Annotated in this window: 14 protein-coding genes; 13 read left to right on the forward strand and 1 reads right to left on the reverse strand. The window is 26.4% G+C overall.

What is annotated here, in order from left to right:
- The first annotated feature begins 8 nt into the window (after window positions 1-8).
- The 11 genes from wecB (ACWI69_RS05285) to istB all read left to right on the forward strand — a co-directional run bounded on the left by wecB (ACWI69_RS05285) (window position 9) and on the right by istB (window position 13388).
- Window positions 9-1139 (forward strand): non-hydrolyzing UDP-N-acetylglucosamine 2-epimerase, encoded by a 1131-nt coding sequence (wecB, locus tag ACWI69_RS05285; protein ID WP_448820808.1) that lies wholly within the window; start codon window positions 9-11, stop codon window positions 1137-1139.
- Window positions 1139-2191, forward strand: a complete 1053-nt coding sequence (locus tag ACWI69_RS05290; RefSeq protein WP_448820809.1) for a hypothetical protein — start codon at window positions 1139-1141, stop codon at window positions 2189-2191. The genes wecB (ACWI69_RS05285) and ACWI69_RS05290 overlap by 1 nt, the downstream gene beginning before the upstream one ends.
- Before the next feature lie 34 nt (window positions 2192-2225).
- Window positions 2226-3326 carry a non-hydrolyzing UDP-N-acetylglucosamine 2-epimerase gene (wecB, locus tag ACWI69_RS05295; protein ID WP_448820810.1) on the forward strand — a complete coding sequence of 367 codons (1101 nt, stop codon included), beginning with the start codon at window positions 2226-2228 and terminating at the stop codon, window positions 3324-3326.
- 1 nt (window position 3327) lies between these two features.
- Window positions 3328-4512 (forward strand): hypothetical protein, encoded by a 1185-nt coding sequence (locus tag ACWI69_RS05300; protein WP_448820811.1) that lies wholly within the window; start codon window positions 3328-3330, stop codon window positions 4510-4512.
- Entirely contained in the window at window positions 4499-5608 is a 1110-nt protein-coding gene (locus ACWI69_RS05305) for an EpsG family protein (RefSeq protein WP_448820812.1), read from the forward strand. The genes ACWI69_RS05300 and ACWI69_RS05305 overlap by 14 nt, the downstream gene beginning before the upstream one ends.
- 22 nt (window positions 5609-5630) lie before the next feature.
- The gene (locus tag ACWI69_RS05310; protein WP_448820813.1) at window positions 5631-6863 is read left to right on the forward strand and encodes a nucleotide sugar dehydrogenase; all 1233 of its coding nucleotides are present in this window, start codon (window positions 5631-5633) and stop codon (window positions 6861-6863) included.
- A gap of 29 nt (window positions 6864-6892) precedes the next feature.
- Window positions 6893-7807, forward strand: coding sequence for a hypothetical protein (locus ACWI69_RS05315; protein WP_448820814.1), 915 nt, complete (start codon window positions 6893-6895; stop codon window positions 7805-7807).
- An 87-nt stretch (window positions 7808-7894) separates the two neighbouring features.
- Window positions 7895-9088 carry a glycosyltransferase family 4 protein gene (locus ACWI69_RS05320; RefSeq protein ID WP_448820815.1) on the forward strand — a complete coding sequence of 398 codons (1194 nt, stop codon included), beginning with the start codon at window positions 7895-7897 and terminating at the stop codon, window positions 9086-9088.
- Window positions 9088-10530, forward strand: coding sequence for an oligosaccharide flippase family protein (locus ACWI69_RS05325; RefSeq protein ID WP_448820816.1), 1443 nt, complete (start codon window positions 9088-9090; stop codon window positions 10528-10530). Before ACWI69_RS05320 ends, ACWI69_RS05325 begins: the two co-directional genes overlap by 1 nt.
- A gap of 627 nt (window positions 10531-11157) precedes the next feature.
- The gene (istA, locus tag ACWI69_RS05330; protein ID WP_448820817.1) at window positions 11158-12669 is read left to right on the forward strand and encodes an IS21 family transposase; all 1512 of its coding nucleotides are present in this window, start codon (window positions 11158-11160) and stop codon (window positions 12667-12669) included.
- Entirely contained in the window at window positions 12669-13388 is a 720-nt protein-coding gene (istB, locus tag ACWI69_RS05335) for an IS21-like element helper ATPase IstB (protein WP_448820818.1), read from the forward strand. The genes istA and istB overlap by 1 nt, the downstream gene beginning before the upstream one ends.
- Before the next feature lie 382 nt (window positions 13389-13770).
- Here istB and ACWI69_RS05340 read toward each other — a convergent pair whose 3' ends face one another.
- A complete protein-coding gene (locus ACWI69_RS05340) occupies window positions 13771-14166 on the reverse strand; it encodes a TlpA family protein disulfide reductase (protein ID WP_448820819.1) in 396 nt (131 codons plus the stop codon).
- 149 nt (window positions 14167-14315) lie between these two features.
- Here ACWI69_RS05340 and ACWI69_RS05345 point away from each other — a divergent pair, with 149 nt between their 5' ends.
- Both ACWI69_RS05345 and ACWI69_RS05350 read left to right on the forward strand, forming a co-directional pair.
- Window positions 14316-15287: a hypothetical protein gene (locus ACWI69_RS05345; RefSeq protein WP_448820820.1), complete on the forward strand. Its 972-nt coding sequence runs from the start codon at window positions 14316-14318 to the stop codon at window positions 15285-15287.
- Window positions 15274-16017 carry a hypothetical protein gene (locus tag ACWI69_RS05350; RefSeq protein ID WP_448820821.1) on the forward strand — a complete coding sequence of 248 codons (744 nt, stop codon included), beginning with the start codon at window positions 15274-15276 and terminating at the stop codon, window positions 16015-16017. The genes ACWI69_RS05345 and ACWI69_RS05350 overlap by 14 nt, the downstream gene beginning before the upstream one ends.
- Window positions 16018-16061: the final 44 nt, after the last annotated feature.

Consider the following 16061-nt stretch of genomic DNA (forward strand, 5'->3'; position numbering starts at 1 on the left):
GAGAAATCATGAAAAAATTAAAGGTAATGACTGTTGTTGGAACAAGACCAGAAATTATAAGATTGGCAGCAGTAATAGATAAACTAGAAAAATCAGAAGCTATAGACCATGTGATAGTTCATACGGGGCAAAATTATGACTATGAGTTAAATGAAGTTTTCTTTAAAGATTTTAATATGAGAAAACCAGATTATTTTTTAGAAACAGCAACTGGAAAACCGAGTGAAACAATAGGAAATATTTTAATAAAGATGGATTCACTACTGGATGAAGTTAAACCAGATGCTTTTTTAGTACTAGGAGATACAAATTCGTGTTTAGCAGCTATAGTTGCTAAAAAGAAAAAAGTACCTATTTTTCATATGGAAGCCGGAAATAGATGTTTTGATCAAAGAGTTCCGGAGGAAACAAATAGAAAAATAGTAGACCATACAGCAGATATCAATCTAACTTATAGCGATATAGCCAGAGAATATCTTCTGAAAGAAGGATTACCTGCCGATAGAATAATAAAGACAGGAAGTCCAATGTTTGAAGTTATAAATATGAAGTTAAAGGATATAGAAGTTTCAAACATTTTAGAAAGATTGGGACTAGAAGCCAGAAAATACTTTGTTGTGTCAGCTCATAGAGAAGAGAATGTTGCTTCTGATAGAAACTTCTTAAATTTAGTAGAAAGTCTAAATGCAGTGGCAGAAAAATATGAAATGCCTATAATAGTTTCGACTCATCCAAGAACAAGAAAAAGAATAGAAGAGTTAGGTGTAAAATTTAATCCATTAGTAAATTTAATGAAACCATTAGGGTTTAATGATTATGTAAAACTTCAAAAAGAAGCTAAGGCAGTATTGAGTGATTCAGGAACAATAAGTGAAGAATCTTCAATATTAGGATTTCCAGCATTAAATATTAGAGAGACACATGAAAGGCCAGAAGCTATGGAAGAAGCATCGGTAATGATGGTAGGTCTTCGAAAGGAAAGAATAATGCAAGGTTTAATAGTATTAGAGACTCAAGATAAAATAACATTGAGAAATGTATCAGATTATTCTATACCAAATGTATCAGATAAAGTGTTAAGAATAGTACTATCTTATACCGATTATATAAATAGAATAGTTTGGAGAAAGGAAATTTAATGAAAATAATTGCAATAGTTATTCCTGCAAATATTTTTAGAGCACCATATATAAATTACTTTACAGATGTATTAAAAGTTGGAGATGTTAAGTTTGATTTTATTTTTTGGGATAAAGAAGGTGTTGAAGAAAATGGAATAACGTTTAGAATGCAGATGTCAAGTAAATCAAATTTTATTAAAAAATTTTATTATTATCATATGTTTACAAAATTTATTGAAAAAAAATTGGAACAAAAAAAATATGATTATATTATAGTACATACATTACAATTAGGTATTTTTTTGCAAAAATTTTTATGTACAAATTATAAAAAAAGATATCTCGTAGATATTAGAGATTATAGTATTCTTAGTGTACTTAAAAGACCCTTAATAAAATTATTAAAAAATTCAAAGTACAATTTTATTTCATCTGAGGGCTTCAAAATGTGGTTGCCACAAAATATAGATTATATTTTAAGTCATAATATTAAATTTGAAAATCAAGATACTGTTCAGAGTAAAAATGTGATTATAAATGGAGACAAAAAAATAAAGTTATCGACAATAGGATCATTGAGAGATAAAGAAATAACTTTAAGTTTAATAGACTGTTTAAAAAATAGTTCGAAAATAGATTTACATTTTTTTGGTGATGGACCTATAAGTAGTGATTTAAAAAAGTTATCTTTAAAAAATTTAAAATATCATGGTAGATATAAGAAAAAAGAAGAAGAAAAAATTTATAAGAGTTCAGACTTAATAAATATAGTTCTCCCTACAAATAATATAAACTCTAGAACTTTAATGCCAAATAGATTTTATAATGCTTTAAAATTTGAGAAAATTATACTTACTACAGAAGGAACTTATTTGGCCAAAATGGTAAAAGAATATAATTTAGGGATAGTTATCAATCTGAATAAGGGCTACAATTTAGAAAATTCTATTGTAAGAGGCATAGAAGAAATGGATTGGCATAAATATAGTAATGGTAAAGCTCGAATAATGAGTAAAATAGAAGAAGATATAAATTATTTTGAGGAAAGTTTACGACAAATAATTAAATAGGAGGATTTAATAATAAAGTTTATTAATAAAGAAAATGAAGATTGGATTAATATTTGGAACAAGGCCAGAAGCAATAAAAATGGGTTCATTATATCATACTTTGAAAAATTCAGATATAGATGTAAAAGTTATCTCAACGGGACAACATAAGGAGATGTTATATCAAGTTTTAAATTTATTTGAGATAAGACCAGATTACGAGTTAAATATAATGAAAGAAGGACAGGATTTAGTTGAACTAACTAGTAAACTAATAAGTAAAGTTGGTGCTGTAATCAAAAATGAAAAATTTGATTTTATATTAGTTCAGGGAGATACTACATCAGCATTTGTAGGAGCTTTAGTTGGTTTTTACAATAAAATTCCAGTTGGACATATAGAAGCGGGACTCAGGACAGGAGATATATACTCTCCATTTCCAGAAGAAATTAATAGAAAACTAATAGGAAGTATTGCAGAATTTCATTTTGCACCAACAGAGATAAATGTTAACAATTTGCTAAAAGAAGGAATTAATAAGGAGAAAATTTTTAAAGTTGGAAATACAGTGATTGATTCTTTATACTGGGTGAAAGAGAATAAAAGCTTAGATTTACAAAAGATAAGAGATAAGTATAATTTGAGAGATAAAAAATATATTCTTATGACAATGCATAGGAGAGAAAATTGGGGTGAACCGATGAGGAACGCTTTAAAAGGTGTAAGAAAATATTTGGAGGAAAACGATGTTTTTTATTTAGTATTTCCAATGCATTTTAATCCAATAGTAAGAAAAGTTATAAAAGAAGAATTAAAGGGATTAGAGAGAAAAATATTGGTTGAAGCATTAGAATATTTGGAGTTTATAGGTATTATGGACGGAGCACATTTTATAATGACTGATTCGGGTGGAGTTCAAGAAGAGGCTCCAAGTTTAGGTAAACCTACATTAGTGTTAAGAAATACAACGGAGAGACCTGAGGCAATTGAAGCAGGAACAGCAAAATTAATTGGAACTTCATCTTCAGAAGTCTATAAAAATATGAAGTTATTAGAAGGAGAGTTGTTTGAGAAGATGTCTAAAGCAAGTAATCCATATGGTGATGGAACCACTTCATTGAAAATAAAGGAAATTATACAAAGGAGAAAAAAATAGAATGAAAATTTTGTATGTCTCATCCCTAATTTTTCAAAAATCAAGTTCTGCTGCAATTCGCAATGTGGGTTTAATAAGGGGATTAATACAAGCAGGGAATGAAGTTGATATTTTGACTATAAACTCTTTAATAGAAAATGAAGATCAATTTTTAAAAGAATATTTAGGACAAAATATAAAAATATACAAGAGTGATTTAAAAATAATAAATTATTATTTAAAAAACAAAAAGCAGAGAAAAGAAAATTTATTTATATCCGGATTAAAAAAAAATATTAAGGAAAAAATAAAAAGTATTTATTTTTTTCCTGATGTTCATAGCGAATGGCTTAGAAGTTATAAATCTCTAAAGATAGACTATAAAAAATATAATTTAGTTATATCATCTTCGGATACAAAAACGAGCCATTTTGTGGCGATGAAAATAGTTGAAAAATATAAAATGAAGTGGTATCAAATATGGGGCGATCCTTGGAAAGACGATATTAATTTAAAAAAATCAAGTAAACTTTTAAAATTTAGAATATCATTATCTGAGAAAAATATATTAGAAAAAGCAGATAAAATATTTTATGTCTCTCCGATAACAGTTGACAAAATGAAAAATAAAACTAGGTTAAATAAAATATTTTATTTGCCTAGAGGTTATTTGAAAGAAGTGGAATCTCGAAATATAAAAAAAGATATATATAGATTTGTTTATACAGGAATTTTAAGTGAATACAGAAATATAGGACCTCTTTTAGAAAAAATTGATGAATATAATCAAAAATATGAAAAAAAAATAGAGTTTCTAATATATGGGACTATTTCAGAAACCAAAATGAAAGAAATTGTTCAATATAATTTTATAAAATTTTATGGTTCAGTTTCATTTGACAAAATAATAGAGGTATATTCAAGAGCAGATGTTCTTGTATTTTTGGATAACGGAAAAGATACAAGTCAAATACCTGGAAAAATTTATGATTATTTAGGAACAAATTGTAAAATATTAACAATATTTGATGAGATAAATTCGATTTATAATTATTTTAAAGAAGAATTAGAAGTAGAGGTACAGTTAGCAAGTGATATAAATATAATTAAAGTTTTAAAGCAAACTCCTCGAACAATAGATCGACGATTTTCAAATTTAAATATTGTTAAAATTCTTTTAGAGGAAGAGCAAAATGAATGTGTATAGTTTTATATTTTTAATATCATATATTGCTGGAATTTTGAAAATGAATAAATATTTTAAACAATCTATATTAGTAATATTAATAATATTTTTGACAACAAGTTACACATCAGGTAGCGACTGGAGAACTTATGAATTAATGCATAGATATTTTGATTTATCAAATTTTTATAATTACTATAGTGAAAAAGGATTTTCTTTGTATATAGCCCTATCGAAATATATAATTACAAATTTTTGGTATTTTTTTATAATAAATAAGCTAATTGTGGCATACTTATTTTATAAAGTAATAAAACGATATTCACAGAATATTTTATTAGCATACAGTGTATTCTTTGCGGCTGGAGGGATATTTTTATTCATAGATTGTCCCTTCAGAAATTTGTTAGGAATTGGAATTTTTTTATATAGTACCAAATATATTGAGAAAAGTAAAGTAAAGTACATATTATGTATTCTATTAGGAGGAAGCTTCCATACAACAATCATCATAGTAGGATTGCTATCTTTGATAGATTTTTCAAGATTAAAAAATATTTTTTTATTTTTCATTATAGGAGTTGAAATAATTCTAAGCTATAATATTGAATTGGTAATGAAAATATTAAAAAAGCTTCCTATATATCAACATAAATTAGCGTTTTACTTAACAAGTGATTATTTTAATGGTAATCTTTTAACTTTTGGTATGTTTGAAAAATTTATAATTTTGTGTATATTAATTTTTAATAAAGAAAAAGTTATAAAAAAATTGGATAAAAAATTCTTTAATTATGTATATTTGTACATAATATTTTATATAATTGCAACTAAAATATCCATTTTAACAAGATTAGTTTATTATGTTCAAATATTTTATTTAATATTTGTCTGTTTTATACCACAAAAAATATATAGAATAAAGCTGATATATATAGTTCTATTTATATATTACTATTTAATATCTTTAGGTCAAACGAGCAGTGTCCATATGAAGTATGATACATATTTACTATATTTCTTTAGAGAAATCCCCTATGAGATTAGGATAAAAATGAATAACCAAGATTATAGAGAAACAATAAAGAAAGAGATATTTTTAAAAAATATCGAATGAAATTAAGAGGAGGTATAGAATAATGTTATTAGAAAAAATAAAGAAAAAAGAGCTTACAATTACGATTTTAGGAATGGGATATATAGGATTACCTACTGGAGTTGCATTTGCAAGAGCTGGATTTACAGTGTATGGGTTTGATGTGGACAGGGATGTAATTTCAACCTTAAAAAAAGGAAAAATTCACATAGTTGAACCAGATTTACAAGAAGCTTATGAGGAAGTTTTAAAAAGCGGGAAATTATTACCAACAGATAAATTGGAGAAATCGGATGTTTATATCATAGCTGTACCAACGCCATTTAAGCATAGTGAAGATCAAAAAATTGCGGATTTAAAATACGTTGAAAGTGCCTCAAAAATGGTGGGTGAAATATTAGAAGAGAATAATTTAGTTATATTAGAGTCAACAGTTCCACCAATGACGACAAGGTTAATGACTGATATTTTAGAAAAAATATCTGGAATATCTAGAGAAAAATTTATGTCAGTTCACTGTCCTGAAAGAGTTTTACCAGGAAGAATATTATATGAATTAGAGCATAATGATAGAATTATAGGAGCTGAAAGATATGAAGCTACCGAAGTTGCAAAGGCAATGTACGGTGCGATGGTAAAAAAAGGAAAATGTTTTGCCACAGATGATATAACTGCAGAAATGTGTAAGCTAGTTGAGAATACATTTAGAGATGTGAATATAGCTTTTGCCAATGAGCTATCAATGATTTGTGATAGCTTAAATATAAATGTTTTCGAACTGATTAAATTAGCAAATAAACATCCGAGAGTAAATATTTTAACACCAGGAGTTGGAGTAGGTGGGCATTGTTTGGCTGTAGATCCATGGTTTATAGTTGAAAAATTTCCTAAAGAAGCAACTATAATTAGAGAAGCAAGGTTGATAAATGATTTTAAGCCTAGATTTGTTGCTAATAAAATTGATAAAGTCTTAGAAGGAAACAAAAAAATGATTGTGGGAATATTAGGGTTAGCGTATAAACCTGATATTGATGATTTAAGAGAGTCACCAGCAATGGAAATAGCTGAGATACTTAGAGATAAAGGATACAAGATAATTGCTTGTGAACCTAATATAAATGCGAATAAAATAAATGATTTTGAATTATACTCGTTAGAAGAAATAATAAAGAAAGCAGATTATTTAATTTTAGCTCAGGGACATACGGAATTTAAAAATAAAATTGTGAAATTAAGTGAAAAAAATATATATGATTGTATTGGTTTATTAAAATAAAGATTTGAAGTAAAAAGGTGGAAAATTTAGTGAAGCGAAATCTAAGCAGAGTAAAAAAGTTATTAAAAAGTTTATTAAATGTAGAAAAATATATAGAAGAAACAGTAAAATTTGAATTGTTAAAACAGGATTATGATAAATGTTTATTAAATAATATTGAAAAAAATATTTTAAATTATGAAGAAAATAAAGAGTCTCAAATAATAGTTTCTTTAACAACGTATAGTAAAAGAATATATAGTGTATATTTAACTATTGAAAGTTTATTTAGACAAACTCTCAAACCGAATAAAATAATTTTATGGTTAGCAGAAGATGAATATAAGAATATACCATGTTTGTTAAAAATTTTACAGGACAAAGGCTTGGAGATTCGGTTTTGTAAAGATATAAAATCTTATAAGAAGTTAATTCCAACTTTAAAAAAATATCCCAATGATATTATTATAACAGTAGATGATGATATAATATACCCAATAGATTTTATTGAAAATTTGTATAAAGAATACCTAGATGACCAAAATTGTATTTATTATTATATTGGACATAAAATAAAAATAGAAAATAATAAAATAATGCCATATTCGAGTTGGGAATTTGATTATCAAGGAGAAGAAAAAACTTATTTGACATTACCGACAGGAGTGGGAGGTGTACTATATCCACCAAATATATTTTCACCAGAAGTATTTAATGAAGAATTGTTTATAAAACTTGCTCCAAATGCTGATGATCTTTGGTTTAAGGCAATGACATTAAAGAATGGGATAAAATGTAAAAAAATAAAGATAAATGAAGAATTTTATAAGAAATTTATCCAAATTAAATCAGGACAAGATATAGCATTGTACTTAAAAAATTTAGTTCAAAACGAAAATGATAGACAATTAAAAAATATTTTTGATTATTATGGTCTGTGGGATGATTTAAAAGAGAGCGACTAAGGAATTATATAATGAATTTAAGTAAAAATTGAGAGAAGGAGGATGTATGAATAGATACATACGTGTATTTGTCATATAAGAAAATTAATGAAAATATTGATTGTAAGTGCGGGAGTCTTACCAATACCAGTTGCTAAAGGTGGGGCTGTAGAAACACTTATTGAATATCTTATTGATGAAAATGAAAAATATGGCTTGTTAGAACTTGAAGTGGTTAGTTGTTTGAATGACGAAGCTGTAAATATGTCTAAAAAATATAAAAAGACAAATTTTTATTTTATAAAAAGAAGAAAATTTCTGACAAAAACATTAAGTATTATAAACTTAATAACTAAAAAAATGGGTTTAAATAAATTTAATGATTTGGAGAATTATGATTATCTAATTGGATTAAAAAAAATAGTAAAAAACAATAACTATGATAAGATAATAGTTGAGAATAGAAGTCTTTACATAAATTATTTAAAAAGAAAAACTAAAGATAACTTATATCTTCATCTTCATAATGATTATTTAAATAATAGTAATCCTTTGGCGAAAGAAATTTATGATAATTCTACAGGAATATTAACAGTAAGTGATTATATAAAGAATTGTGTAAAATCTATAAATAAAAATGATACTAAAACAAAAACTCTAATAAATTGTACGAATGTAAGTCTTTTCAATAGAGAGAAGAATAATATCTATAGAAAGAGATTAAGAAGAAAATTAAAAATAAATGAGGAAGATATTGTATATTTATTTAGTGGCAGGCTTACCAGAGAAAAAGGAATAAAAGAATTATTATTAGCATTTGAACAATTGGAAGAAAAGAATATAAAATTACTAATAATAGGAAGTGGATGGTATGGACACAATAAAAAAAATAAATATCAGCAAGAACTTGAGGAATTAGCCGTTGAATTGAAAGAAAAAATAATATTTACTGGTTTTATTGCAAGAGATGAGGTAGCTAAGTATCATAGTGTAGCGGATATTGCTGTAGTTCCTTCAATGTGGGAAGAACCGGCAGCATTAGTAGTTTTAGAGGCTCAGGCTTCCGGTTTGCCTCTTATAATTACAAATTCTGGTGGAATTCCAGAATTAGTAAATGAAGAGTCAGCAATTATAGTTAACAAAGAAAATGATGTAATAAATAATTTATATAAGGCTATGCTATTTCTTTTAAAAAATGGAGAAAAAAGAGTTTTTATGGGAATAGAAGGACGAAAAAATGCGGAAAAATATGATAGAAAATATTATTATTATAATTTTATCCGATTGTTAAAGGAGTCATGATGAATTTAGTAAAAAAATTTATTTCATTTTCAATAGGGGGCTATATAGGGATATTTATTGGTTTATTAACAACCCCAGTGGTAACTAGATTAATTTCTCCAGAAGAATATGGTATTTTTTCAATTTACAATATCACTTTAAATATATTAATGTTAATATTAATGCTAGGTTTAGACCAAGGATTTGTAAGATTTTTTTACGAAGAAAATACATTAGAAGAAAGAAGTGGATTATTAAAAAAAAGTTTAAAAATTCCATTAGTATTTTTTGGATTTTTATCTCTGATATTTTTATTTGGAAAAGATACGATAGTAGAAGCTCTTTTTGGAAAGCTGAATAGAGAATATTTAGTGATTTATATTTTAGTAGGCGTGTTATTTTCGATAATTAATAGATTTTCAATTTTAGTCATTAGAATGCAGCAAAAAGGAAGGTTATTTTCATTAATCCAAGTTTTAAATCAGATATTTAATTTTTTGTTTATAATTTTGTTATATAAATATTACGGTAATAGTTATAAAGTATTAATAATGAGTTTAATATTAACATCATTGCTTATAATAATAATTTCATTAGTGGTAGAGAAAAAAATTTGGTTTTCTCATGCAAAAAAATCTAAAACAACATATAAAAAACTTTTAGAATATAGTTATCCAATAGTAATAACGGTAATAGTTAGTTGGCTTTTTCAATCCATGGATAAATTATTTATAAAGTATTATAGGAATCTATATGAGCTGGGACTTTATGCAGCAGCTTTTAAAATAGTAGCATTATTAAATGTAATTCAAAACGGATTTAATACATTTTGGGTACCTGTTTCATTTCAAAAGTATGAAGAAAATTGTGAGAATAATAAATTTTTTCGAACTATTTTTGATTTAGTGTCTTTAGGAATGCTTTTTGTTGCAGTCGGAATACTTTTAGGTAGAGATATTTTAATTTTAATTTTAGGAGAAAAGTTTAAAGATGCTATAAAGATTTTTCCATCACTACTAATGATTCCATTAATGAATACTGTTTCAGAAGTTACAGTTATAGGAATAAATTTCAAAAAGAAAACGAAATATCACTTAATTATTTCGTTAGTAATTGTACTTGTTAATTTGATAGGTAATTATAAATTAGTTCCAAAGTTAGGAGCAGTTGGGGCAGCTATTTCAACAGGATTTTCATATATTATTTTCTTCTTATTAAGGACATATTTTTCTAAAAAAGTTTTTAAATACGATTTTAGGGAAAGTAGATTTGTTTTATTAAGTTTAATGTTATTTGTATATTCTATATATATATCAATATTTGAAAGACCATTTTTTAATTATGGGATAGGAATTTTATTACTTTTTTTTATTATTCTAGTATACAAAGATACGCTTAAAGTTTGTCTAAATAAATTGGTAAGGATAAAATTTGTAGATATAAAATATGAGAAAAACAACTAGAATAATTACTACAATAGATTGCAAAATTATGTACTGAATAGGGTTATAAGATGTTGCAAGAAAAAATAATAGATTTTTCCAAAAAAGGGAGCATTTAAATTTTAGAGAATGTTTAAATCTTTGTGCAAATTTCAGTAATTTTCCTAGATTAATAGATTTAATGTTTTTAATTTTAAATCCAATATTTTTTTAGAATAAAATCAATTTAACTTGGCGTCAAGGGTTTTCCTTAAACGCCTTTTCTTTTTTTATAATTTTCACTGCCATTGTTGAATAATTAGAAGTACTTTGTTAGTAATCACTAGGAGAAGAATCAAATATATATATATACCTTTAGTATGGTTTTGAATATCATGTGTAGTCATTCTTTTAGCATACATAGAAAATATTTTATTTTCAATAAAAGAAATATTATTTTCATGCTTTCTAGCAACTTTAGGTTCTATATTTTAGAAACAACAGTAATAAATTTGTTTGTTGTAAAATAAAATAGGCAGTTATTGCAAAGCGAATTTCCCTGTATTTGCAAAGCACAAAAAATAAAAAAAGAGCCACAGATAAATCCTTAATCTGATATTATAACCCTTGTAATAAACACTACTAAACTACAGGGGGATAATAGAAAGGATGTTAACAATGACTCAAATCAATTATATCAGAAATTTATATTTTAATGAAGGAAAAACTAAAACAGAAATATCTAGAATTACAAAATTAGATATTAAAACTGTACGAAAGTACATTGAAAAACAAGATTTTAATCTAGAAATTTCAAAGCCTCATAATTTTGGAATAAGTATATTAGATCCATTTAAAGAAATCATCGATAAATGGATTGAAGATGATAAAATCATGCGAAAAAAACAAAGACATACTGCTACGAAAATATACGATAGATTACGCAACGAATATTTATACAATGGTTCTTATCGTACTGTAGCAGATTATTTTAAAACACGAAAAAAAGATATTTGGAATCAGTCAGCAAGCGCTATCCCTCTTCAACATAAAATGGGTGAAATGCAAGTAGATTTTGGTGCCATTCAATTTTGGAGTAAATCAGAATTAATTAATGGATTTAGCTTAAATGTAACTTTCCCATTTAGTAATGCTGGATATTTACAAATTTTCAGAGGAGAAAACCAGCAATGTTTATTTGAAGGATTAATTAATATATTCAAATATATCAACGGTATTCCGAAAAAAATATGGTTTGATAATATGAGTACTGCTGTTAAAAAAATTTTAAAAGGTGGAGAAAGAGAGCTTACAGATGAGTTTTCTAGATTTAAAAATCACTTTAATTTTGATGCGGTCTTTTGTAATCCCGCAAGCGGAAATGAAAAAGGAAGTGTAGAAAACAAGGTGGGATATTTAAGACGAAACCTATTAGTTCCTGCACCGGTTGTAGATAATATTAAACAATTTAATGAAGCTCTTCTTGAATTATGCTACCAAGATTTAAATAGAGCTCATTATATCAAAGGAGATCTAATTTTGGAACTACATAAATTAGATAAAGAAAACCTGTTAAGTATACCTAATACTGAGTTTGATCCAGCGCTAATTAAAATTTTAAAAGCTGATAAATGTGGAAGATTTACACTAGAAGGAAAATTTAGATATTCAAGTGCTCCTAAATTTGCAGGAGAAAATCTTAGGTTAAAGATCGGTGCTACTGAAGTCACTGTTTTAGACTCTAATTTGAATGAGATTGTAATTCATGAAAGATTATATGGAGACTTACCTAAAGATGTAATTAATTGGTTACCTTATCTTACTCAACTTTCTAGACATCCACGTGCAATTAAGTATAGTGGTATTTATGAATTGTTTCCTTGTAAAATTACAGAACAATTAAAAAATCTGTCTGAAGAAAAAGAAAAACAAATTTTTAAATTTATGGCAGAAGTTACAGAGGATAAAGGATTTGAAAAAGCATTAGAAATTATTGATGAATGTTTAGAAAAGGATATTTCATCGCTTGATAATATGAAAATGTATCTAAAATCAAAGTTAGATAATTATCCAAAAGTAGAGAGTTTAAAAATTAGTAATAACCCATTAATTATGAAAGAGTTATCACCTAATATTGGAATTTACGATGCACTACTAAAGAATCTTGGGGAGGTAAATTAATGCAAGAAAGAATAGCAAATTATTGTAAAAGATTAAAGTTGAGTAAAAATGTCTCTGAAATTTACAAAGATATTCAAGCTACAAATTACGAAGAATTTTTATGTAAATTACTGGAATTAGAAGTTAATCATAGAAATATTACAAAAATAGAAAGATCTATTAAATTAGCTTCTTTTCCAGTTATTAGAACTTTTGAAGATTATTCTTTTCAAGAAATTACATTACCAAGTTCCTTAAGAGAAGAGGAACTGAAAGAATTAAAATTTATTATTGAAAAGAAAAATCTTATTTTATATGGAGGAGTTGGAACCGGAAAAACACATATGGCATGTGCGCTGGGATTAAACGCTTGTAATGAAGGGAAGAATGTAAAATTTTATCGAACAAGTACACTCGTCAATCAATTAAGTGAAGCAAAGAAAAAAGGAAACTTAGGCTCATTTTTAAAAAGGTTTGAAAAGTTAGATTTATTGATTTTAGATGAGTGGGGCTATGTTCCACTTGATAGAGAAGGAGCACAGTTAATTTTTCAGATTATATCAGATTGTTATGAAAGATGTAGCATCATTTTGACGACTAACTTGGAATTTAGTAGATGGGTTAGTATTTTGTATGATGAAAATATGACAGCAGCCCTTATTGATAGATTAGTTCATCATAGTCATTTAGTATTATTTAATGGATCAAGTAAAAGATTAAAAGAATTAGGACTAGGATAGGAGAGAAAATTCCCTGTAGCTTTGCTTTTCAAAAACAGGGAATTTGGCCTTGCAAAAAACAAATAAATTTCACATCAGAAGTAGTGGTAATTTTAGGATAATAATCGTTTTCATAATTTATACTATATCATGTTGAAAGTTTATATTTTTTAATTTTTTTGCTAAAGTTATGCTATTCTTTGTAAACAATCATAAGTCTAAGTAGCAGAAAAAACTTTTGTGATTCGTTAAAAATCCTAATATTTTATCCGTAGCTAATTCAATACTTTCATGAAAATTTGAAAAATTTTTTAGCAAGATTTTTCAATTAATTAATTTGAATTTAGATAAAAAATAAAAAATCAGTTCATGAAAATATGAACTGATTTTTTTGTTTATATCTTTATTCAGTTATTTTAATAGTAAAAGGAACTTTATTAACATTAAAATGTTTTCTAAGAATATTATTCTCGTCAAAATACGCAGGTTTTATATGCGGATTTTCTTTTAAAAATCTTATCACTTTTTCTTTTGAATCAATTCCATAATTTCCAAAAATATACACATAATTTTTATCGGTTGAATTAATTTTTTCTAAGGTTAACTCTTTTCTGCAAACAGGACACCATGAAGCAACAAATTTAAAAAAAGCGGTGTCACTTTTACTCAGTGGTTCTTCAATAAATGAAGTATTTGATGTCAAGGGTTCGAGCTTTGAAAAATCAATATTAGAAGCAAAAGATATTAAAGATATACAGAAGTAAATAACTGCAAAAATATTTTTTAAAATAAAAATCACCTCCAAAATAAATTAATAATATACAGGGTTTTGGTATAGATTCTACACAAAAAAAGAACATAAAAAATCCTAAATAGGAAAATTTTTTTCTGGAAAAAAAATATAATGACCTAGAAATTACAAAGGAGAAAGATTGAAAGGAGAATAATATGCTAAAAAAAATGAGTTATTTAGTTTTAGGAAGTTTACTTTCTGTAACATCAGTGTTCGCTATGGAGAGTGAAAAAAATGAACAAAAGGTAAATCTAAACTATGAACTTAAAGTTGGAATTACACCGTTTAAAAGATATGGTTCAGAAACGTACTCTGAAAGATTTAACAAGGGATTGGATTTTGGAATGGAAGTTTATAAACCGGGTGAAAAATATAGTCTTGGTTTTGGTGGAGAAGTAAAAAGAGAAGTTGATAATGAGTATATTGTAGGTCCTACAGATAGGTTATATGCCTACTATCTTTTAGGTAAAAGAAGAATGGGAAACTATTATTCAATAGTTGGAAGGTTAGGAAGAACGAGTCAAGCGGAATTTGATTCTGATTTTTATGGAGCTTTAGGTATTGAAAAAAGTATAGGAAGAGTAAATATTCAATTACTGGGTGAAAGTACAAAGTTAAAAAATAAATTTAATGATAAAAGATTCAGCACAGTTGCTTTAAAAGTTGGATACGTTTTTGGTGATTTATATGAACCAAATATAAAAGTAGAAGAACCGCAAGAGGTTCAAGAGAGAATAACAGTTGAACCAGTGATAAAACCACTTGTAATTCAAGGTGACGAATTAACAGGAGGATACGAGGCTTATGTTACAGAGGTTCCAGAAGGACAAAAAGAGAATATTAAAGCTATGGTCAATGAGATAAATGAATATGATAAGCCAGGAACACTTGAGTTAAAAGCATATTCTGACAATACTGGAACAAAAGAAGTGAATGTAAAGCTAGCGAACGAGAGAATGGATAACTTAGAAAAAGAATTTAAAGAAAATAATATGACTGAAAAAGTAAAAGTGGAGAAAGTAGATCCTGAAACCACAGTAAAAGAAAATTATAAATTAGACAACGATACATTTGAAAATAGAAAAGCAAATAGAAGAATAGAGGTGACGTTTATTGAAGAGAAATAGATTTATAAAAATTATTTTGGGAATGATGCTTTTGTTGGTTACAAAAGCATTTTCAATAGAGATAACACCATCTACCTTTGTTTATAAATTAGATGGATTGGGGTTAACTCAAGATGTAGTTTTTTATAATAGAAAGGATAGACCGGAAAGAGTTAGAGTATCATTTAAGCCTTATAGAGAGGATAAGGATGAGAAATATCTTGGAAAGTGGGGAACAATTTTTCCTAAAATTATAACAATAGGACCGGATCAGCAAAAAACAGTTAAATTTTCTATTGAACCAGCATCGGGACTACCAAATGGTGAATACCGTGCCTTATTATTCATGGAAGAGTTGGAGCAGAAATCTTTAAACAATGTAGAGGGTAAAGTGGTATTAAAAAATGGAAGTACAACACAAATTAATATGTTGATAAATTTAGGAGTTGTTGTATATGGATATGTTGGAGATCCAGAAAGTTTAAAAGTTTCTGGAAAAGTGACTAATTTAAAAAATTCATCTGGTATAGTTTCTTTTGATTTAGAAAATGATGGAGAGATAACAAAGCCATATAAGTTAATTTTTGAGGGAACAGATAAGAAAACTGGAGAATTCAAAGCTGAAACTAAGGATATTGTAGTTGTTCAAGGTTACAAAGAAAAGGTTTCAGAGAAATATCCAAAGAATTTGAATGTGAATAAAATCTATCTAAAAGACAGTAAAGATAGAAAAATTCAAGATATTAAGTAAATAGGTTATTAAAACCTTTGGGTTTTATAAAATAAATATATTAA

The sequence above is a fragment of the Cetobacterium sp. genome, assembly GCF_977044495.1.